Source organism: Micromonospora sp. NBC_01796 (assembly GCF_035917455.1).
In the GTDB taxonomy this organism is placed as follows: domain Bacteria; phylum Actinomycetota; class Actinomycetes; order Mycobacteriales; family Micromonosporaceae; genus Micromonospora_G.
Genome location: NZ_CP109078.1, coordinates 444,809 through 464,676 on the forward strand (window position 1 = coordinate 444,809; position 19,868 = coordinate 464,676).

Here is a 19,868-nt window from a genome sequence, read left to right on the forward strand (position 1 = left end):
GTGGCGTGCGAACGGCGGGACCGGACGGGAACGGTAGATTGCCGGCATGACGGACCAGGCGGCCGAGAAGGTCGTGGAGATCTACACCGACGGCGCGTGCAGCGGAAACCCCGGACCGGGCGGCTGGGGTGCGGTGCTGCGCTACGGCGAGCACGAGCGCGAACTGTACGGGGGCGAGTCGGCACCGACCACGAACAACCGGATGGAACTGATGGCCGCCATCCAGGCACTGGAAAGCCTGAACCGGCCGGTGACCGTACGCCTGCACACCGACAGCACGTACGTCCGCAACGGCATCACGAGCTGGATGGCGAGCTGGAAGCGCAACGGCTGGCAGACCTCGGCGAAGCAGCCGGTCAAGAACGCCGACCTGTGGCAACGCCTGGAACTGGCGGTCAAGTCCCACAAGGTCGAGTGGCTCTGGGTGAAGGGACACAACGGCGACCCCGGCAACGAACGAGCCGACGCGCTGGCCAACCGGGGCGTGACGGACGCCCGGAGCGCCCTGTCCGGACGTTGAGTCGGCACCTCGGAGCGGGGGACTCATAATCCCCCCTCGCCGTGGATGATCCGGCGTTCAGTGTTCGTACATTGCGTCTCCAGTGCTCCGCTCTAACTTGACTGGTGCCAGGACTCTGGCCAGTCCATCCACGAGCGGAGCCAGCCGTGAAGACCAGCCACATCACGCCGCTGCGGGTACCGAGGAACGAAGTCGACCTCGAGGAATGGATCTTCTCCCTCAGCGACGAGGACTACCGGGCCGCGTCACCGCAACACCGTGCCGCCGGCTTCACGCGCTCGGGCGGCGTACGCGGGAGCATCAACGTCGAGTCGATCGGCGGGACCCTCATCATCCAGCACTACCGGGAGGTCGCCGCCGACGCAGGTGGGTTCGAGCTGCTGTCCGAACGCAGCCGGGCATACCTGTTCCACGTCGTCCCGGTTCGCGCCGAGGTGCGGTGGACGATGACCGTCGAGTCGGGCGGGAACGGCGCCTCGCAGCTTCGCTGCACGGTCGAACTCAACCTGTCGCCTCTGCTGAGTCTGCTGTCGGCGACGATCGCGACGCCGTTCTTCATCCGCCGTCACGTACGGAACGAAACAGTCGGTTTCGCCCGCGACATCGAGCGCAAGCACGCCGCCCGGCAGGCGGAACAGGGCGGGGCCGTTCCTCGGGGCGCTGCGGCGCAATCCATCCAGTTCCCGGCCTGAGGAGGTCAACCATGTTGGTTCTCGTGACCGGCGGTTCCGGGTTCGTCGGCGCGCACTGCATCCGGCAGTTGCTGCGCCAGGGTCACCGGGTCCGCACGACCGTGCGTACGCCCTCGCGGGAGCAGGCGGTGCGGGCGATGGTGGAGCCCGATGCGGACGTGTCGTTCGCGGTGGTCGACCTGAACTCCGACGTCGGCTGGGCGAAGGCTGCCGAGGGCTGTGACGCCGTGCTGCACGTGGCCTCGCCGTTCCCGGGGAGCGCCCCGAAGCACCCCGACGAGCTGATCGTGCCGGCCCGGGAGGGGACCCTGCGGGCGCTGCGCGCGGCCCGTGACGCGGGCGTCCGGCGTACGGTGCTGACGTCGTCGTTCGCCGCCATCGGGTACGGCCACCGCGACTACGACCGGGTCTTCTCCGAAGCGGACTGGAGCGATCCGGACGGGTCCGAACTGATCACCTATTCGCGGTCGAAACTGGTCGCCGAACGGGCCGCGTGGGACTTCGTCGACCGGGAGGGCGGCGGGATGGAACTGGCGGTGATCAACCCGGTCGGCATTCTCGGCCCGGCGCTCGGCCCGGATCTGTCGGTCTACGTCGAGGTGATCGAACAGCTCCTGAACGGGAAACTGCCGCTGCTCCCCCGCTTGAACTGGGGCGTGGTCGATGTTCGCGACGTCGCGGACCTGCACGTACGCGCGATGGTCGAGCCGGCCGCCGCGGGCCAGCGTTTCGTCGCCACCGCGGGCACGACGTCGCTGCCGCGGATCGCGAGCCTTCTGCGCGCCCGGCTCGGCCCGGCAGCAGGCCGGGTGCCGGCCCGGACAGTGCCGGACTGGGCGGTCCGCCTCAGCGCGCGGATGAGCCCTCGGTTCGCGACGGTCGTCCCGGACCTCGGTGTGGTGCGCGAGGCGTCGAGCGCGAAGGCGCGCGAGGCTCTGGGCTGGCAGCCGCGGCCGATCGACGACACGATCCTGGACACCGTGAGCAGCCTGGCGGGCCTGGGACTGCTCAGCGACACGACACGAAGGGCCGCCGCGTAGACCAACCCAAGTCGAACGTGAGCGACCCGTACCCGATCACCGTTCGGCAGCGTTCGTTGTCATGGTGGTGGCGTTCTCCGGCGACCCGGTGGCGGCACGATTCAGAAGTCGTCCAGTACCTGTCAACTGGGTCTCCCTATCGTCGGAAGCAACGGGATCCCGGCTTCCCTGCCGGGGACCGGATCGTCCACCGAGAAGCTGAGGGTGATCTTGACCGCGCAGGAGGAAGCCGATGTTGTCGTGGTCGGATCGGGCATGGGCGGTCTGGCGGCGGCCCGCATGCTCGCGCAGTTCGGCCGGAAACGGGTTCTCGTCCTGGAACAGCACTACACCCTCGGTGGGATGACGCACGAGTTCTCCCGCGAAGGGCGGTACAAGTTCGGGACCGGACTGCACTACATGAGCGCGAACGCCGGTCCCTTCCTCGACTTCATGACCGACGGGCGGGTGCAGCTCTGGCCGCTGCCGGACGACTACGACGTCCTGCACTTTCCGGGATTCGATTTCACCGTACCCGCCGGCCGGGAACAGTTCCGGGCCCGACTCAAGGACCGGTTCCCGGGCGAGGCCGAGGCCATCGACCGCTATTTCCGGACGGTACGGCAGGCGATGGCCGGGCTCGCCACGCGCAATATTCTCTCGTCGATGCCCGCGCCGGTGCGCAGACTCGGGTTCCCGATCGTCGAGCGACTCTTCCCGGCCACGTACCGGTCGTCGCGGGACCAGATGGCCCGCAGCTTCCGGGACCCGAAGCTCCGGGCGATCCTGGCCGCGCGGTGGGGGCTCTACGGGACGCCGCCCGGGTCGAACGCCTTCGGCTACCACGCCGCGGTGCCGACCACGTTCTTCATGGCGGGCACCGCGCATCCCGTGGGCGGCCCGAGGGCGCTCAACCAGATCGTTCTAGAGATCCTCGAACGGTACGGTGTCGAGCTGCGGACCCGTCAGCAGGTTCAGCGGATCGTCCTCGAGCGGGGCCGGGTGGCCGCTGTCGAGGTGGAGGACCGCGCCACCGGACGCACCTATCGGGTACGGACCCCGGCCGTCGTCTCGGCGGCGGGCGTCCGCAACACGTACGCCTTACTGGAATCTGCGGCCGAGCCACAGTGGAAGCGCGAGGTCGCGAACCTGCCGGCGGAACCGTCCGCGATCATGCTGTTCCTGGGCCTGGACCGGTCACCGGCCGCGTTCGGCCTGCACGGGGAGAACCACTGGTTCATGCCCGACCTCGACGGTCATGACGGTTTTCACCGGCAGCTCGGTGACGGCACGCTCTACGTCTCGTTCGCCTCCCTCAACAACCCGGCCGCTCGCCACCACACGGTCGAGGTGGTGGAACTCGTCGACCCGGCGGCGTTCGACCAGTGGCAGGGGACGCCCGACGACGAGCGGCCGGACGACTACCACAGACTCAAGGACGCACTGACCCGGCGACTGATCGACCGCCTCGACGAACGGTGGCCCGGCATCCGGGAGTCCATCGCCTTCGCCGAGCTCGCCACACCGCTGTCGTTCGAGACCTACCAGCGCAGCGTCCGGGGTTCCTTCTACGGCCTCGCGGCGACCCCGGAACGGCTGCGCTCGCCGCTGGCGGGGGCGCGTACGCCGGTGCGGGGCCTGGTCGTGGCCGGACAGGACGCCTGGGGTTCCGGCGTGGTCGGGGCGCTGGCCGGAGGGCTCGTCGCGGCCGGCGCCGTGCTGCGGCCGAGGCAGACCGGAGCGATGTGGAGATCCATCTTCGCCCGCAACCCGGTACGCGAACCGACCACCACCTGGCAGGGCTACCTGCGCGTCACCGAGATCGAGGCGCTCACACCGACGATCCGGAAAATCCGGCTGGAAGCGATGGACGGCGGCACGGTGCCGTTCTCCTTTGCCGCGGGCCAGTACCTCAAGATCGACCTGCCCGTGGCGGTCGAGCCGATCGAGCGCTCCTACTCGATCTCGAGTGGCCCGGGTGCGAAGCATCATGTCGAGATCGGGGTGAAGCGGGATCCGATCGGCCTCGGCTCCACCTTCCTGCACGACGACCTGGAGATCGGGCAGGCACTGCGGGTGAGCGGCCCGTTCGGTGAGTTCACCTGGGACCCACAGCGCGACATCGGTGGCGGCACGCTGCTGCTGATCGCCGGCGGTGTCGGGATCACCCCCCTGGTCAGCGTCCTGGCCGCAGCGGCGGACGCCGGTCATCACGGCCGCATCGTCCTGCTGGCCGGCTGCCGGACCGAGGACGAAATCCCGTACCGGCAGGAACTGGAGCAGCTTCAGGCCCGGCTGCCCGGGCTCGAGGTGGCCGTCTTTCTCACCCAGCCGGGTGCCGGGTGGCAGGGCCGGCGTGGCCGGATCGACCTCGAAGCGCTCCGCCCCTACGTCGCCGGCGTCACGCGCGTCCACCTCTGCGGCCCGGCGCCGATGATGCAGGACGTGCTCGGTCTGCTGACCGCACTCGAGGTGCCCCGCGACACCCTCCACACCGAAGCCTTCGTGTCGGGCCGCAGCACACAGACCCGCCGGGAAAGGGCGCACGCCATCGCCGTCGCCGCCGAGCAGGCCGGCGTCACGGGCTACACGATCGCCGAGCGGGACCGGAGCACGACGTTCGCCTGCCCGCCCGGGCAGACGGTCCTCGACGCCGCCAACGCCGCCCGCATCCCGTTCCCGCAATCGTGCGGCGAGGGCGCCTGCGGCACCTGCAGGGTCCGGATCCTGTCCGGCAGCTACGAGACGGACACCCGGGGGATGTTCTCCACCGAGGAGATCGACCAGGGCTGGCGGCTCGCCTGCCAGACGCTGCCCACCGAAGACCTGGTGATCACCCGCGGTACGTGATCGCAGGAACCAACGTCCGCCGAACAATTCGAGATGCGAGGACACCGAGATGAAGACAAACCATTCCGCGAGCCCTGCCGATTCTGACCCGGTGCGCGCACGCGCCATCCGCCGGCTGCGCCAGAAGATGGGCGTGCAGGCCCACGTGCTGGTTTACCTGTTGGCCAACATCACCCAGGTCATCGTGTGGTGGGCCTACACTCCGGACCAGTTCTTCTGGCCGCTGTGGTCGATCCTCGGCTGGGGCGTCGGGTTGATCTTCCACGTCTGGGCGGTGAATTCGTGGTCGGGCCTGGACGAGGGTCGTATCGCCCAGGAGATGAACCGGATCGAGCCCACCGGACCGGCTCAGAACTGAGCGTTTAGTCCACCCTCCTCCACCGTCCTCGTCGTCCGGCAGCGATCTGCGGGAGGTCATCCGAGGACGGTGCAGGTTGGTCCGGAGACCCGCCCGTACCCGGATCCGTCGCCGACCCGGACGCCCTCCGCGGTCGAAACGCCCACTCGATCCATATCTACAAGGCCGAGATCGCCACCGTCTCTACTCCGCCGGACGCTCGGCGGCGCTGCGGAGCATGCAGAACTCGTTGCCCTCCGGGTCGGCCAGCACCGCCCACCCCGTTCCGTCCGGCCGTCGGCGGTCGTCGACCATCGTCGCGCCCAGACCGAGCACCCGTTCCACCTCCCCGTCCCGGAGCTGGTCCGGTTCGAGGCAGACGTGCAGCCGGTTCTTGACCGTCTTGGGCTCGGGCACCTCGGCGAAGTACAGCGTCGGCCCCTCCGACATCTCGACGACAACCTCCTCGTCGCCCGGCTTGTCGTCGGCGCCGAGCGGTCGACCGACCACGGCGCTCCAGAACGAGGCCAGCTCGTACGCGTTACGGCAGTCGAAAACGATGTTCTGCAGTCGCATGGCCGGAACGTTATCGCCCGGCTGCCATCGCTCGTTGAACCGGTAGGTGCCCCGGTAATCCGCAACCGCGCGGACCGTGGCGGCATGTATGCGACCGTTACGGGAACGAGGCATCTTCCGGCCCGGAGGGAGTGGAGCGCTGATGACGCTGGTCGACATGCGGTTCGTCGGCGGTCCCGCCGACGGCGAGATCCACCAACTCCCGGTCGACCCGGACGGGATGCCACCGGCGCGTTGGGTTCTGAGCCATCGTGGCGAAGGCGACCGCCTCCCCGAAATCGATCATCTTTATCAGCGTCAGCCCGTCGGCAACGGCGGCTGGGAGATGAGCTTCGTCCGGTCCGACCCCATGGGCATGACCGAATAGCGGGTACGACCCGGTGGGGGTGGGCCCTGTTCGGGCGCACCCCCACCGGTATCTCCCCGTGAGTGAAGATCAGTCGGACGTACGGGCGTGGCGTACCGCCCAGTCCAGGGCGTAGTCGGCGACCTCTTCCCAGCCGGGCTGGGCCGGGAGCAGGTGGCAGCGGCCGGCGTACTCCTTGACCTCGGTGACGGTGTTCGAGGTGTAGTGCTTGGCGTTGGAGTGCTGGACGGCCGGCGGCATGAGGTGGTCCTCGCCACCGGCGACGAACAGCAGCGGCGCCCGGTTGTCGTTGGCGTAGTCCACCCACGCGGCCTGGTGGCCGGGCTGGAAGTTCGCCAGTACGCCCGCCCACACGATCTGTCCGGGGCCCGGGATCGCGTACCGGGCGTAGAGCTGCCGGGACTCCTCCTCACTGAAGGTGTTGGTGAAGGCGTAGTGCCACTGGTCGTGGGTGAAGGCGACGGCCCGGTGCCGGTTCGCCGGGTTCTTCAGCACCGGGAACGTCGACTTCACCTGCGAGGCCGGCAGCACGGTGACGCCCTCGGTCGGGGCCGAGTTGATCGCCACACCGACGGCTCCCACCCCGTGGTCGAGCAGGATCTGAGTGAAGACCCCACCGGCGGAGTGGCCCATCAGGATCGGCGGGCGGTCCAGCTCGGCGATCACCGACTTCAGGTGGCTGACGATGCCCGGGATGGTCACCGCCTCGATCGGTGACGGGTCGGCGTTCAGCGCCTCGACCTCGACCTCGAATCCGGGGTACGCCGGAGCGATGACCCGGTAGCCCCGCTTCTCGTAGTGCTCGATCCAGTGTTCCCAGCTTCTCGGCGTCACCCAGAGGCCGTGGATCAGCACGATGGTGTCGGGTGCGGTACTCATCGGTCGTCCTTAGCTGTTGAGGAAGGCGAGCAGGTCGGCACCGAGCTGCTCCTTGTGCGTGTCGGTGATGCCGTGCGGGGCCCCCGGGTAGACCTTCAGGACCGCACCCTTGACCCGCTCCGCCGATGCCTTGCCGCCGACCTCGAACGGGACCACCTGGTCGTCGTCCCCGTGGATGACAAGCGTCGGTACGTCGAACGCGTCGAGGTCCGCGCGGAAGTCCGTGGCGGAGAACGCGGCGATGCACTCCAGGGCGTTGCGGTGTCCGGCCTGCATGCTCTGGAGCCAGAACGCGTCCCGGATGCCCTGGGAGACGTTCGCGCCGGGCCGGTTGTTGCCGAAGAACGGGCCGTCGGCGAGGTCCTTGTAGAGCTGGGACCGGTCGGCCAGCGAACCGGCGCGGATCCCGTCGAAGACCTCGATCGGCACCCCGCCGGGGTTGTCGTCGGTCTTGAGCATGAACGGCGGCACCGCCGAGACCAGGACGATCTTCTCCACCCGGCCGGTGCCGTACCGGCCGATGTAGCGGGCGACCTCGCCGCCACCGGTGGAGAACCCGACCAGGGTCGCCTCGCGCAGGTCGAGGGTGTCGATCAGGGTGGCGAGGTCGTCGGCGTACGTGTCCATCTCGTTGCCGTGCCAGGTCTGGGTGGAACGGCCGTGTCCGCGCCGGTCGTGGGCGATCACCCGGTAACCGTTCGCGGCCAGGAACAGCGCCTGCGCCTCCCAACTGTCCGAGTTCAGCGGCCAGCCGTGGGAGAGGACAACCGGCTTACCGGTCCCCCAGTCCTTGTAGAAGATCTGCGTACCGTCCGAAGCGGTGACGAACCCCATCGTGGATCTCCCTGTGCTCAGCGGACGGTGGTCCGGGCGGCGTCGGTGACGAGGTCGACCACGGCGGTCGGCTTCGACATCATCGCCACGTGCGAGGCGTTGACCTCGACCTTGTGGGCGTTCGCCCGACCGGCCATGAAGCGCTGCGCGGCGGCCGGGATCAGGTTGTCGTTGCGGGCGACCAGGTACCAGGACGGGATGGTCTTCCACGCCGGTGCCCCGGCCGGTTCCTGGAGCGTGTGCCCGTCGCCGGGACGCTGGGTGGCGGCCATGACGGCGGTGGTGGCGGCCGGCAGGTCACCGGCGAAGATGTCGCGGAACAGGGCCGGCTTGACGTAGCCGTCGACGCTCGGGCTGCCGTCCGGCAGCAGGTACGGGCGGAAGTCGAGTGCCGCCGGGCTGAGCTTGCTGCCCGGGAACTTCGTCTGCAGCCCCTCGACGGTGTCACCGGCGTCGGGTGCGAACGCGGCCACGTACACCAGGGCCTTGACGTTGGGGTTGCCGTTCGCGGCGGCGGTGATCACCATGCCGCCGTACGAGTGTCCGACCAGGACGATCGGGCCGGTCAGCGTCGCCAGGATGCTGGCCACGTAAGCCGAGTCGGAGGCGACCCCGCGCAGCGGGTTGGCCGGTGCGATCACCGGGTAGCCCTGCCGCTGGAGCTGGCGTACCACGTCGTTCCAGCCGGAGGCGTCGGCGAAGGCGCCGTGCACCAGAACCACGGTCGGCTTGGTCCGGTTTGCGGTTGCGGCGGACGCGACCGGGGTCGCGGCGAGCCCTCCGGCACCGAGCAGCAGCACGAGGGCGACGAGCATGCTGATCAGGAGCGGACGACGCCGGCGGGCGGAATCGGTAATCGGAACTGTGGTCATGCGCTCTCCCTAGATGGCCGGTCCGTGTCCACGCCTGGGCGTGGCACGACCGGTCGGGACTGACGGGACGATGCAGGGGTGCGGTCGTCGGACCCACTGCCCGGCACATTCCAGAGCGGGCCGGTAGGGTATTGCGCCCGACCGCCGCGATAATGGGCAGGTGACCTGCCCATCGGTGTGTGCCGGGGTCGACCGTAGGCCGGGCTGCACAGGGAAAAACTGAAGAAGAAGTGAGGGCCCGCCAGCCGGGCCGTCCGTAACGGGGACGCAGGAGTCAGTGACAGAGGAAAAGACCGATCCGGTACGCCTCACCGTGCTCGGCCCGGTGCGTCTGTGGCGGGACGGGACCGAGGTACAACTCGGCGCCCCCCAGGTACGCGCACTGCTTGCCGTACTGCTCGCGCAGGTCGGGACACCGGTCAGCCTCGCCGAGATCGTGGACGTGCTGTGGGGGCAGGACCCGCCGGCCACCGCGACGAACGCCGTACACGGGCACGTCGGTGCCCTGCGTCGACTCCTGGAACCCTCCCTCGGCGCCCGGGAACACGGCCGGTGGCTGAGTCGCTCCGCCGGGGGCTACCAGCTCGCCGGGGACGCGGAGAGCGTCGACCTGCTCGACTTCCGCCGCCTGCTCGGGCAGGCCAGGGCGGCCGTCGCCGCCGGTCGGGACGGTGCGGCGGTGGCCCATTTCGTCGCCGCCCTGCGGCTCCCGCAGGGTCCCTGCGCCGCCAACGTCAGCGCCACCGTCCGGTCGCATCCGATCTTCGGCGGGCTCGAACGGGAGTGCCTCGCCGGTGTCCGGGAGGCGGCCGACTGTGCGCTGCGGGCGGGGCGGGCGGCCGAACTCGTCGCCGGCATCCAGCGGATAGCGGAACGTTTTCCGCTGGACGAACCGTTGCAGGCCCGGTTGATCCTGCTGCTCGCGGCGAGCGGACAGCAGGCGCAGGCGCTGGCCCTGTTCGGGCGGGTGCGTACCGCCCTCGTCGACGACCTGGGCATCGACCCGGGGGCGGAACTGCGGGCGGCGTACGAGGCGGTGCTCCGCCAGCAGCACGGCACCGGCACGGCTGCCGTCGGCGACCGGCGACCGGACACCACCCGTCCGGATGCCGCCGGGCCGACCGGATCGCCACATCCGGTACGCCCGGCCCAGCTCCCACCCGACCTGTCGACCTTCGTCGGCCGCCGGGGCGAACTCGCCCGAGCCCTGTCGCTCATACCCGAGGAGGGCGCCGAGCCGGGAACAGTCGTGATCAGCGCGATCAGTGGAATGGCCGGTGCGGGGAAGACGACGCTCGCGGTCCGCTGGGCGCACCGGGTCATCGGGCGGTACCCCGACGGCCAGCTCTACCTGAACCTGCACGGCTTCGGTCCGAGCGACGCGGTGGTGAGCCCGGACGACGCGCTCCGGGAGATCTTCGAGACGCTGGGGGTGGCACCGGACCGGATCCCGGAGAGCCTGGACGGGCGGACCGCCCTCTACCGCAGCCTGCTCGCCGGCAGGAAAATGCTGGTGGTGCTCGACAACGCCCGCGACGCCGACCAGGTACGCCCGCTGCTGCCCGCCAGCCCCGGTTGCCTGGCGATCGTGACCAGCCGCAACCAGCTCGCCGGACTGGTCGCCGTGGACGGGGCGTACCCCCTGGTCCTCGACACCCTGCCGGTGCGGGACGCGCACAAGCTGCTGTCGCTGCGGATCGGCGGGGACCGGCTCGACAACGAACCCGAGGCCACTGCCGCCATCCTGCGCCGGTGCGGTGGGCTGCCGTTGGCACTCGCCATCGTCGCCGCGCGGGCGGCGACCTATCCGGCCCTCTCCCTGGCGAGCATCAACGCCGAACTGGACGACGAGGAGGGTCCGCTGGACGTCTTCGCCGACGCGGACAGCGCCGTCGACCCGCGTGCCGTCTTCTCCTGGTCGTACCACGCCCTCAGCCCCGGTGCGGCGCGGCTGTTCCGGCTGCTCGGCGGGGTTCGCAACGGCCACGACATCGGCCAGCCGGCCGCGGCCAGTCTGGCCGGCGTACCGGTCCGGGAGGTCCGCCCGCTCCTCACCGAGCTGACCAGGGCGAGTCTGGTGCTCCAGGGCGACGGCTCCCGGTACACCATGCACGACCTGCTCGGCGCGTACGCCGACGAGCTGGCCCGGCAGCACGACAGCGAAGCCGAACGCCGGGAGGCCTGGCACCGGTTGCTGGACCACTACCTGCACACGGCACACGCCGCCGAACGGCTGTTCTCCCCGCTGCGGCCCACGGTCCCCCTCGGGCCGGCACCGTCCACGATCACCGTGGCGCCGATGTGCTCGGCGGACGAGGCGCTGTCCTGGTTCGTCGCGGAACGTCACACCCTGGTGGCGTCGATCGCCCGGGCCGCCGCCGACGGGCTCGCCGGACACGCCTGGCAGTTGGCCAGGGCGCTGGAACCGTTCCTCTTCCTGCGCGGGCACTGGGAGGGCTGGCTGCCGACGATGGTGAGCGTGCTGGCGGCGACCGAACGGGACGACGACCGGACCGGGCAGGCGTACCTGACCCGGGTGGTCGGGTCGATCCTGGTCAGGTACGGCCGGTACGACGAGGCGAGCGTCCACCTCGCCCGTTCGCTGCGACTCTTCGGCGACCTGGGTGACCGGGTGGGGCAAGCGGTGGGCCACCGCTGTCTCAACGACATCCGGGACCGGCAGAACCGGACGGAGGAGGCGCTCGAACACGCCCGGCAGGCGCTCGCGCTCTACGCCTCGGTCGACGACCGCAACGGGCAGGCGCTCGCGCTGAACGCGATCGGTTGGACCCATGCCCGGATCGGCGAGTACGAACCGGCGGTCGAGCACTGCAACCGGGCGCTCGTGATCTTCGAGGAGGTCGGCAACCCGCGCGGTCTGGCGGCCACCTGGGACAGTCTGGGCTTCGTCCACCACTGCCTGGCCGAGTACGCGCAGGCCACGCAGTGTTATGACGAGGCGATCCGGATTCGGGGCGAGATCGGCGACCTGACGTACGAGGCGGCCAGTCTCGACCGGCTCGGCGACACCCTGCTCGCCGGGGGTGAGCTGGACGCGGCCCTCTCCACCTGGCACCGAGCGCTGGTGATCATGGCCGAGGTCGGCCATCCCCGGATCGACCAGGTGCTGGCCAAGCTGGCCGGCCACTGAACGATGACCACAATGGACAATCTTCGAAGCGGGGCACCGGTACGCCTGACCGTGCTCGGGCCGGTGCGACTCTGGCGGGGCGGCGAAGAGGTCCAACTCGGCGCACCCCAGGTACGGGCCCTGCTCGCCGTACTGCTCGCCCGGGTCGGCACGCCGGTCAGCCTGGCCGAGATCGTCGACGTGCTCTGGGGGCAGGATCCACCGCCCACCGCGGTCAACGCCGTACACGGGCACATCGGCACCCTGCGCCGGTTGCTGGAACCCGCGCTCGGTCCACGGGAACCCGGCCGGTGGCTGGGCCGCTCCGCCGGGGGTTACCAGCTCACCGGGGACGCCGACAGCGTCGACCTGCTCGACTTCCGGCGTCTGCTCGGGCAGGCCAGGGCCGCCGTCGCCGCCGGTCGGGAAGGCGCGGCGGTGCCACATTTCGCCGCCGCGGTGCGGCTGTGGCAGGGGCCGGGTGCCGGCAACGTCAACCCCGCCATCCGTACGCATCCGGTCTTCGGCGAACTCGACCGGGAGTACTTCGACGCCGTCCGGGAGGCGGCCGACTGCGCGCTCGGGTGCGGGCAGGCGGACGAACTCGTCACCGACATCCGGCGCGCGGCCGAACGGGCGGTGCTGGACGAGCCGCTACAGGCCAGGCTGATCCTGCTGCTGGTGGCATCCGGTCAGCAGGCGCAGGCGCTGGCGGTCTTCGCCCGGGTCCGGGCCGCCCTCGCCGAGGAACTCGGCATCGACCCCGGTGCGGAGCTGCGGGCCGCGTACGAGACGGTGCTCGACCGGCAGCGGGGCAACTCCGTACCGGAGGCTGACCGGCCGACCCCGACCGGCCCGGTGGTACGCCCGGCGCAACTCCCGCCCGACCTGTCGAGTTTCGTCGGACGGCGGGGAGAGCTGCGGCGGGCCCTGGCCCTCGTCCCCGAGCAGGGCACCCCGTCGACGGCCATGGTGGTCAGCGCGATCAGCGGCATGGCCGGTACGGGTAAGACGACGATCGCGGTCCACTGGGCCCACCGGGTCGCACCGAGCTATCCCGACGGGCAGCTCTACGTGAACCTGCGCGGCTTCGATCCGACCGGTTCGGTGATGAGCCCGGCCGAGGCGCTGCGCGGGATGCTCGACGCGCTCGGGGTCGCCCCCGAGCGGTCGCCGCGCACCGTCGAGGGGCAGACCGCGCTCTACCGCAGCCTGCTCGCCGGGCGCCGGATCCTGGTGCTGCTCGACAACGCCCGCGACGCCGAGCAGGTACGTCCCCTCCTGCCCGGCGGTCCCGGGTGCCTGGCGATCGTGACCAGCCGCAACCAGCTCTCCGGTCTGGTCGCCGCCGACGGTGCGCATCCGCTGGTGCTCGACATCCTGCCGCCGACCGACGCGCGGGAACTGCTGGCCCGCCGGGTCGGCGCCGCCCGACTGAACGCCGAACCCGAGGCGACCGGGGCCATCCTGGGCCGGTGCGGCGGTCTGCCGCTGGCGTTGGCGATCGTCGCCGCCCGGGTGGCCACCTCGCCGGCCCGGTCGCTGGCGGGAATCGCGGCCGAGTTGCACGACGAGGAGGGCGGGCTGGACGGGTTCGCCGATCCGGACGACGTGGTCGACGCGCGGGCGGTCTTCTCCTGGTCGTACCGCGCGCTGAGTGCCGACTCGGCCCGGCTGTTCCGGCTGCTCGGCGGGACCAGGACCGGGCCGGAGATCAGCCTCCCGGCCGCCGCCAGCCTGGCCGGTGTGCCGATCCGGCGGGCCCGTGCCCTGCTCGCCGAACTCGTCCGGGCCAACCTGGCCGTCCAGCCCGTGCCCGGCCGCCACACGATGCACGACCTGCTGGCCGCGTACGCCGGGGAACTCGCCGCGACCAGCGACGATGCGGGGCAGCGGCGGGCGGCCCGGCACCGGTTGCTCGACCACTACCTGCACAGCGCCCTGGCGGCGGACCGGCTGCTGTCCCACCACCGGCCCTCGCCGGGACCCCCGGCGGGTGCACCGGGGTCGTCCGCTGTCCCGCAGGCGCAGCCCGGCAGCGCCGCCGAGGTGCCGTCCGACGTGGACGCCGCCTGGGCCTGGTTCACCACCGAACGTTCGACCCTCCTGGCGGCGGTCGACCGGGCCGCCGTGGACGGTTTCCCCCACCACGCCTGGCAGCTCACCTGGGCGATGGTGCCGTTCCTGCACCGGCGCGGCTACTTCGACGACTGGGTCAGTGCGCAGGAGACCGCGCGGGCGGCGCTCGACCCGCGTACGGACCGTCTCGGGTTGGCCCACACCGGCAGCCAGTTGGGCCTGGCCTACACCGAACTCGGCCGGTACGACGACGCCAGGGCGCTGCTCACCCGGTCGGTGGCCCTCTTCGCCGAACTCGGCGACCACACCGGCCAGGGCGACACCTACCGTCGCCTCGGCGGGATCGCCTACAAGGAGGAGCGGTACGACGACGCCCTCGCACACACCCTGGCTGCGCTCGACCACTACGCGGCGGCCGGTGACCGTCCCGGCCAGGCACATGCCCTCAACGGCGTCGGGTGGGTGCACGTGCTGCGCGGCGATCACCACCTTGCGATCGACTACTGCGGCCGGGCGCTGGTCATCCTCCGGGAGGTCGGCAACCGGCAGGGTGAGGCGGCCACCCGGGACAGTCTCGGTTACGCCCACCACCACCTGGGCGAGTACGCGCACGCGGCCGAGTGCTACCGGGAGGCGATCCGGATCCGTCGGGAGACCGGTGACCGGGTGTACGAGGCGAACAGCCTGCACCGCCTGGGTGACAACCACCTGGCCGCCGGTGAGCCCGACGAGGCGTACGCGGTGTGGCGGCAGGCGCTCGACATCATGACCGAGATCAGCCACCCGGACACCGAGAAGGTACGGGCCAAGCTGGCCACCCGGCCCGAATAGCGCCCGTATCGAAGTCGACGGGTCATCCGGAGGTTGACCGCACGTCAACGACGGGAGCGGTGGTGGTGGCGAGGATCCCGGCGAGTGCGGACCGCGCATCCTGGAGCGTGGAGATCTTGTTGTCGAGGCCACGAAGTTGTTTCCACAGTGTCGGCGCCGCGCAGTGCTCCAGTTCCGGGCCCGGACCCTCGACGCAGGGCAGCACCTCGCGGATGACGCTGGTGGTCAGGCCAGCAGCGAGAAAGGCCCTGATATGGCCGACCACAACCGGCGCGTCATCGGCATACCGCCGGTGGCCACCTCCGACGCGGTGCGAGGTGAGCAGTCCCTGCTCCTCGTAGTAGCGCAGTAGGCGCGGGCTGACGCCGGTCTCGCGCGACAGGTCCCCGATCTTCATCTCCGTGTGATCTCCCTCATCCGCGCTTGAAACTCACACCGGTGTCAGATCGTACGTTGCCGATATGACCTCTTTCGTTGTTCAACGTAACGGCCGTCCGGCGACCGCCGAGGAGTTGGCGCCGCTCGCCTTCGCAGGCTATGCCCACTTCACCGCCGTGCAGGTGCGTGGAGGCCGGGTCCGGGGTCTCGACCTCCATCTGGAGCGGCTGCGGTCCGCCTCGGTGGAGTTGTTCGGTCAGGCACTGCCCGACGATCGGGTCCGGTCCTGTCTGCGGGCGGCGCTCGATGCCGGTCCGGCCGACCTCTCGCTGATGGCCACGGTGTACTCGCCATCAGGCGAGTTCACCGTGGCCGGGCCCGAGGTGGAGCCTGAGGTGCTGGTCCGTACCGGGCCGGCCGCGTCCGGCCCGCAGGGCCCACTGACACTGGCGACGGTCGAGCACGAACGGGTCCTCCCGGCCGTGAAGCACGTCGGCGAGATGGCCAAGACGTATTTCCTCCGTCAGGCCGTTGGACAAGGCTTCGACGATGCCGCTTTCGTCGACCGTCGGGGTCGGCTCAGCGAAGGGTCGATCTGGAATCTGGCCTTCTGGGACGGCACGGCAGTGGTGTGGCCCGTGGCCGAGATGCTGGGTGGGACCACAATGGGCATTGTCCGTCGGCAGCTGGATCGAATGGGTGTCCCCCAGCGCGTCCAGGAGGTCACCCTCGCCGACCTGCCGGCGATGGCCGGGGGTGTGGTCATGAACTCATGGACGCCGGGTGTGGCGGTGCACCGGATCGGCTCTGCGCCCTTGCCCGAGGCGCCGTCCTTCTACGCGTTGCTCCACCGGGCCTACCAGGCCGAACCACTCACCTCGCCATGAGACCGGACAACGTATCGAGGGGAGTATTCGCGTACGCGCCTAGGTGATCTCGGTGTCGCGGAGCAGGCGCCACAGACCGGCGCCGTCCGGGGCGTACAGCCACGGCTGACCGGCCAGGCCGGAGGCGCGCGGGTCGCCGTTGTGGTGGCCGGGCAGGCCACCGGCGAGCACCGACTGGGTCGGGGAGAGCCGGCGGATCGCGACCGCGGCCACGTTCTCCGGGTGGGCGGCGGCGAACTCGGCGTAGATCTCCTGGTCGTGCTGGCCGTCGTCGCCGACGAGCAGCCAGCGGACCTTCGGGAACTCGCGGGCCAACTGGGCCAGGGTGGCCCGCTTGTGTTCCCGCCCGCTGCGGAACCACCGGTCGACCGTCGGCCCCCACTGGGTGAGCAGCAGCGGACCGGCCGGGTAGAGGTGCCGGGAGAGGAACCGGGTCAGCGTCGGGGCCACGTTCCAGGCGCCGGTGGAGAGGTAGAAGACCGGGGCGCCGGGGTGGGCGGTGACGAGGCGCTCGTAGAGCACCCCCATGCCGGGTACGGCCATCCGGGCGTGTTCGTCGAGCACGAACGTGTTCCAGGCGGCGAGCAGGGGCCGGGGCAGCGCGGTGACCATCACCGTGTCGTCGATGTCGGAGAGGATGCCGAACCGGGCCTCCGGGTCGACCACGCGTACCGGGGCGTCGACGGGTTCGGCGCCGGGGCTGGTCAGTCGCGCCGTACCCCAGCCGGGGGGCAGGTCGGCCTTGATCACGGCGTCGATGAACCCGCTGCGGTCCGTACGCGCCTCGTGCCGGCTCCCGCCCGCCTCGATCAGCACCGGGGCGTCCTTCACCGGCAGGGTGACGAAGCTGCGCCAGCCGCGTACCTTCTCGGCGGGTCGGGGTGCACGGGGGTCGATCCGGGTGAGCAGCATCCGGCCCATCACGCGCAGCCAGCCCTGGCCGCCGTAACCGGCGTACGCGACGATCGTGGGCGGCCATCCCCGTTGCCGCAACCGGCGTGCGAACAGCTCGTGCACCGCGTCCTCGACCCGGGCCGCCCGGTGTGGGCGCCGGGTCACTTCCGACGATCGGGCGGGTACGAGCGACACCCCTGACACCCTGCCATAAGCGGTCCCCGCCGGCCATGCGAGCACCGGGCACAATGATCAAAAATTCCCCGGACCTGCCCGTTTTGCCGAGATGAACGGTTTTCACCCTATTCAACGTGCGACACTGCCTGCGGGACGACGACGGGGGCGTTGGTCGTGTCAGTGGCCGTGGAGCAGACCGAACGGCAGCGCCGGTGGCTCGATGCGCCGGGGCTGGTGGCCCTCCTACTCGGGCTGGTCGGTATCGGTTACCGGCTGGTCCTGATGCTGCTCACCGTGCCGGGCGGGAACAGCGACGAGGCGACCTTCGGGCTCGCCGCGGCACACATCGCCACCGGCAGGGAATGGCCGATCTTCCTCTACGGGCAGCACTACATGGGGGTCGTCGAGTCGTACCTCGCGGCGCCGCTGTTCGCCGCCTTCGAACCGAGCTGGGTACTGCTCCGGCTGCCGCTGATCTTCCTGTACGCCGCCTTCGTCTACCTGATGTACCGGCTCACCCGGCGGCTCTACTCCCCCTGGCTCGCCACCCTCACCGTCGGGCTGTTCGCGCTCGGCTCGGAACGGATCATCCGGGACCAGCTCACCGCGGTCGGCGGACGGCCGGAGGTCAAACCCGCCGTCGCCCTGCTGCTGCTGATCGCCCTGGCCCTCGGCGAGCGCCGGATCGTCCGCCGCCGCTGGCTCGCCTTCGGCGCCTTCGGCCTGGTCACCGGGCTCTGCGTGTGGGACGACTGGTTGATCCTGCCGTACCTGGCGGTGGCCGCGCTCGTGCTGCTGATCGGCAACTTCCGGGAACTGCTCGGCTGGGCGGGGCTGCTGCTCGTCGCCGGGTTTCTCCTCGGCGTACTGCCGCTGATCCTGGACAACGTGTGGGCCCCGCCGGGGCAGGACTCACTGTCCGTACTGTCCCAGGTCAGCGCCGGGGAGGGCGGGGACACCTCGACCGTCGACCAGTTGCACGGCAGCGTACTGGTCGGCATCCCGCTCGCCACCGGGATCTGCCTGCCGACCGCCTGCACCGGGTGGCAGATGGCCTGGGGTGCGCTCTACCCACTGCTGTTGCTGGTCGCGGCGGTGCTCGCCGTACTCTGCCTGCGCCGGCCGGGACCGGTCGAGTCCGCCGCCGATCACCGTGGCGGGCCCGCCGCCGGGGACACGCCGCTCGTCCGCCGGCTGCGGTACGTCACCCAGCTCGCCCTGCTCGCCGGTGCCGCCCTGACCCTGGCCGGGTACGCCCGCAGCTCGCTCGCCGCCACCGCACCGCTGGCCAGCGCCCGGTACCTGTCGATCCTGCAACTGTCCCTGCCGGCCGTACTCTGGCCGCTCTGGCTCGCGGCCGGCTGGGTGCGGCGGGGCAGACAGGGGGCGAGGGTGGCCGGGGTCCTGGCGAGCGGGGTGCTGGTGGTGTTGGCGGGCACGATGGTCTACACCACGGTCGACCTGATCAGGGAGGTGCCGACGATCAGGGCCGAGGAGGGTCGGTCACGGGAACTGGCGACCGTACTGCGCCGGGCCGGGATCACCCGGGTCTACGGCGACTACTGGACCTGCAACCGGCTGATCTTCAACAGTCGGGAACGGGTGCTCTGCGCCGTACTCGGGGACACCCTGCGGCCCGGTCAGGACCGCTACCCCGCGTACCCGCGCCAGGTGCACGCGGCCGACCGGCCGGCGTTCGTGTTCGGCCGGCTCGAACCGGCCGACCAGGCCTTCCGCGACCTGCTCCGGGAGCGCGGCATCGGGGCGCGGACGATCGAGTTCGCCGAGTACCGGATCTACCAGCCCGAGGTCACCGTCCGGCCCGGCCGGTGACGCTCCGGCTCAGCCGTAGAGGCGTTCGGCGTACGCCGGGCCGTAGTAGCGCTCCAGCTCCTCGAGGGACTGGTCGGGGGACTCGAGCGCCTTGGCGATGCACGCCCGCGACGGCACCACGTCCGGCTGCCAGCTCTCCGGCCGCCACAGGTCGGAGCGGAGGAACGCCTTCGAGCAGTGGTAGAAGATCTCCTCGACCTCCACCACCATGGCCAGGGTGGGCACCCGGCCCTTGACCGCGAGTCGGGGGAAGAACGGGGCGTCGCGGACCAGCCGGGCCCGACCGTTGATCCGCAGCGTGTCGCCCCGGCCGGGGATCAGGAAGACCAGCCCGACGTGCGGGTTGTCGAGCACGTTGTGGAAACCGTCGGCCCGCCGGTTGCCCAGCCGGTCCGGGATGACGATCGTGGTCTCGTCAAGGACCAGGGTGAAGCCGGCCGGGTCACCCTTGGGCGAGACGTCGCAGGTGCCGTCCGCGCCGGCGGTGGACATCAGGCAGAACGGCGACGCGGCCAGCCACTGCCGGTCGTAGTCGTGCAGGGACTTGCGCGCCTTTTCCGCCACCCGTCGCAGCGGTGCGCCGAGCAGCTCGCGCAGCTCGTCGTGCGAGGTCACCTCGACCAGTTCATCCGTGTCCGTCATCGCGCCACTCCCCCGTGCCGTCGGCTCCACCGGGTCCGAACCGTCCGAACCAAGCCTAACCAGGCACGCAA

Annotated in this window: 16 protein-coding genes and 1 pseudogene; 10 read left to right on the forward strand and 7 right to left on the reverse strand. The window is 70.8% G+C overall.

Annotation, left to right across the window (positions count from 1 at the left end; all coding sequences use genetic code 11):
- Positions 1-46 precede the first annotated feature (46 nt).
- The 5 genes from rnhA (at position 47) to OIE47_RS02080 (ending at position 5,439) form a co-directional block, all read left to right on the forward strand.
- Complete coding sequence (rnhA, locus tag OIE47_RS02060; RefSeq protein ID WP_326559759.1) at positions 47-520, forward strand: ribonuclease HI; 474 nt, start codon at positions 47-49, stop codon at positions 518-520.
- A gap of 146 nt (positions 521-666) precedes the next feature.
- Positions 667-1,212, forward strand: a complete 546-nt coding sequence (locus OIE47_RS02065) for a hypothetical protein (RefSeq protein WP_326559760.1) — start codon at positions 667-669, stop codon at positions 1,210-1,212.
- A gap of 11 nt (positions 1,213-1,223) precedes the next feature.
- Entirely contained in the window at positions 1,224-2,252 is a 1,029-nt protein-coding gene (locus OIE47_RS02070) for an SDR family oxidoreductase (protein WP_326559761.1), read from the forward strand.
- A gap of 204 nt (positions 2,253-2,456) precedes the next feature.
- On the forward strand, positions 2,457-5,081 hold the full coding sequence (locus tag OIE47_RS02075; protein ID WP_326559762.1) for an FAD-dependent oxidoreductase: 2,625 nt from the start codon (positions 2,457-2,459) through the stop codon (positions 5,079-5,081).
- A gap of 49 nt (positions 5,082-5,130) precedes the next feature.
- The gene (locus OIE47_RS02080; RefSeq protein WP_326559763.1) at positions 5,131-5,439 is read left to right on the forward strand and encodes a 2TM domain-containing protein; all 309 of its coding nucleotides are present in this window, start codon (positions 5,131-5,133) and stop codon (positions 5,437-5,439) included.
- A gap of 183 nt (positions 5,440-5,622) precedes the next feature.
- Here the strand turns inward: OIE47_RS02080 and OIE47_RS02085 are convergent, their stop codons facing one another.
- Positions 5,623-5,994, reverse strand: a complete 372-nt coding sequence (locus OIE47_RS02085) for a VOC family protein (RefSeq protein WP_326559764.1) — start codon at positions 5,992-5,994, stop codon at positions 5,623-5,625.
- Between the two features lie 142 nt (positions 5,995-6,136).
- Here OIE47_RS02085 and OIE47_RS02090 point away from each other — a divergent pair, with 142 nt between their 5' ends.
- Entirely contained in the window at positions 6,137-6,361 is a 225-nt protein-coding gene (locus tag OIE47_RS02090; RefSeq protein WP_326559765.1) for a hypothetical protein, read from the forward strand.
- 69 nt (positions 6,362-6,430) lie between these two features.
- Here OIE47_RS02090 and OIE47_RS02095 read toward each other — a convergent pair whose 3' ends face one another.
- From OIE47_RS02095 to OIE47_RS02105, 3 genes and pseudogenes are all read right to left on the reverse strand, one after another.
- The gene (locus OIE47_RS02095) at positions 6,431-7,240 is read right to left on the reverse strand and encodes an alpha/beta hydrolase (RefSeq protein ID WP_326559766.1); all 810 of its coding nucleotides are present in this window, start codon (positions 7,238-7,240) and stop codon (positions 6,431-6,433) included.
- Between the two features lie 9 nt (positions 7,241-7,249).
- The gene (locus OIE47_RS02100; RefSeq protein WP_442792039.1) at positions 7,250-8,284 is read right to left on the reverse strand and encodes an alpha/beta fold hydrolase; all 1,035 of its coding nucleotides are present in this window, start codon (positions 8,282-8,284) and stop codon (positions 7,250-7,252) included.
- A pseudogene (locus OIE47_RS02105) lies at positions 8,188-8,946 on the reverse strand (alpha/beta fold hydrolase); the annotation flags it as partial. The pseudogene OIE47_RS02105 and the gene OIE47_RS02100, both read right to left, overlap by 97 nt.
- Before the next feature lie 277 nt (positions 8,947-9,223).
- On the opposite strand from OIE47_RS02105, the gene OIE47_RS02110 reads away from it, so the two are divergent.
- Positions 9,224-12,097, forward strand: coding sequence for an AfsR/SARP family transcriptional regulator (locus OIE47_RS02110; protein ID WP_326559769.1), 2,874 nt, complete (start codon positions 9,224-9,226; stop codon positions 12,095-12,097).
- Positions 12,098-12,109: 12 nt separating this feature from the next.
- Entirely contained in the window at positions 12,110-14,986 is a 2,877-nt protein-coding gene (locus OIE47_RS02115) for an AfsR/SARP family transcriptional regulator (RefSeq protein ID WP_326559770.1), read from the forward strand.
- Positions 14,987-15,008: 22 nt separating this feature from the next.
- Here the strand turns inward: OIE47_RS02115 and OIE47_RS02120 are convergent, their stop codons facing one another.
- The gene (locus OIE47_RS02120; protein ID WP_326559771.1) at positions 15,009-15,383 is read right to left on the reverse strand and encodes a MerR family transcriptional regulator; all 375 of its coding nucleotides are present in this window, start codon (positions 15,381-15,383) and stop codon (positions 15,009-15,011) included.
- A 64-nt stretch (positions 15,384-15,447) separates the two neighbouring features.
- Here OIE47_RS02120 and OIE47_RS02125 point away from each other — a divergent pair, with 64 nt between their 5' ends.
- On the forward strand, positions 15,448-16,251 hold the full coding sequence (locus OIE47_RS02125) for an aminotransferase class IV family protein (protein ID WP_326559772.1): 804 nt from the start codon (positions 15,448-15,450) through the stop codon (positions 16,249-16,251).
- 39 nt (positions 16,252-16,290) lie between these two features.
- Here the strand turns inward: OIE47_RS02125 and OIE47_RS02130 are convergent, their stop codons facing one another.
- Positions 16,291-17,340, reverse strand: coding sequence for an App1 family protein (locus tag OIE47_RS02130; RefSeq protein WP_326559773.1), 1,050 nt, complete (start codon positions 17,338-17,340; stop codon positions 16,291-16,293).
- Between the two features lie 156 nt (positions 17,341-17,496).
- On the opposite strand from OIE47_RS02130, the gene OIE47_RS02135 reads away from it, so the two are divergent.
- A complete protein-coding gene (locus OIE47_RS02135; protein ID WP_326559774.1) occupies positions 17,497-19,155 on the forward strand; it encodes a hypothetical protein in 1,659 nt (552 codons plus the stop codon).
- 9 nt (positions 19,156-19,164) lie between these two features.
- Here the strand turns inward: OIE47_RS02135 and OIE47_RS02140 are convergent, their stop codons facing one another.
- Entirely contained in the window at positions 19,165-19,797 is a 633-nt protein-coding gene (locus OIE47_RS02140; RefSeq protein WP_326559775.1) for a pyridoxamine 5'-phosphate oxidase family protein, read from the reverse strand.
- Positions 19,798-19,868: the final 71 nt, after the last annotated feature.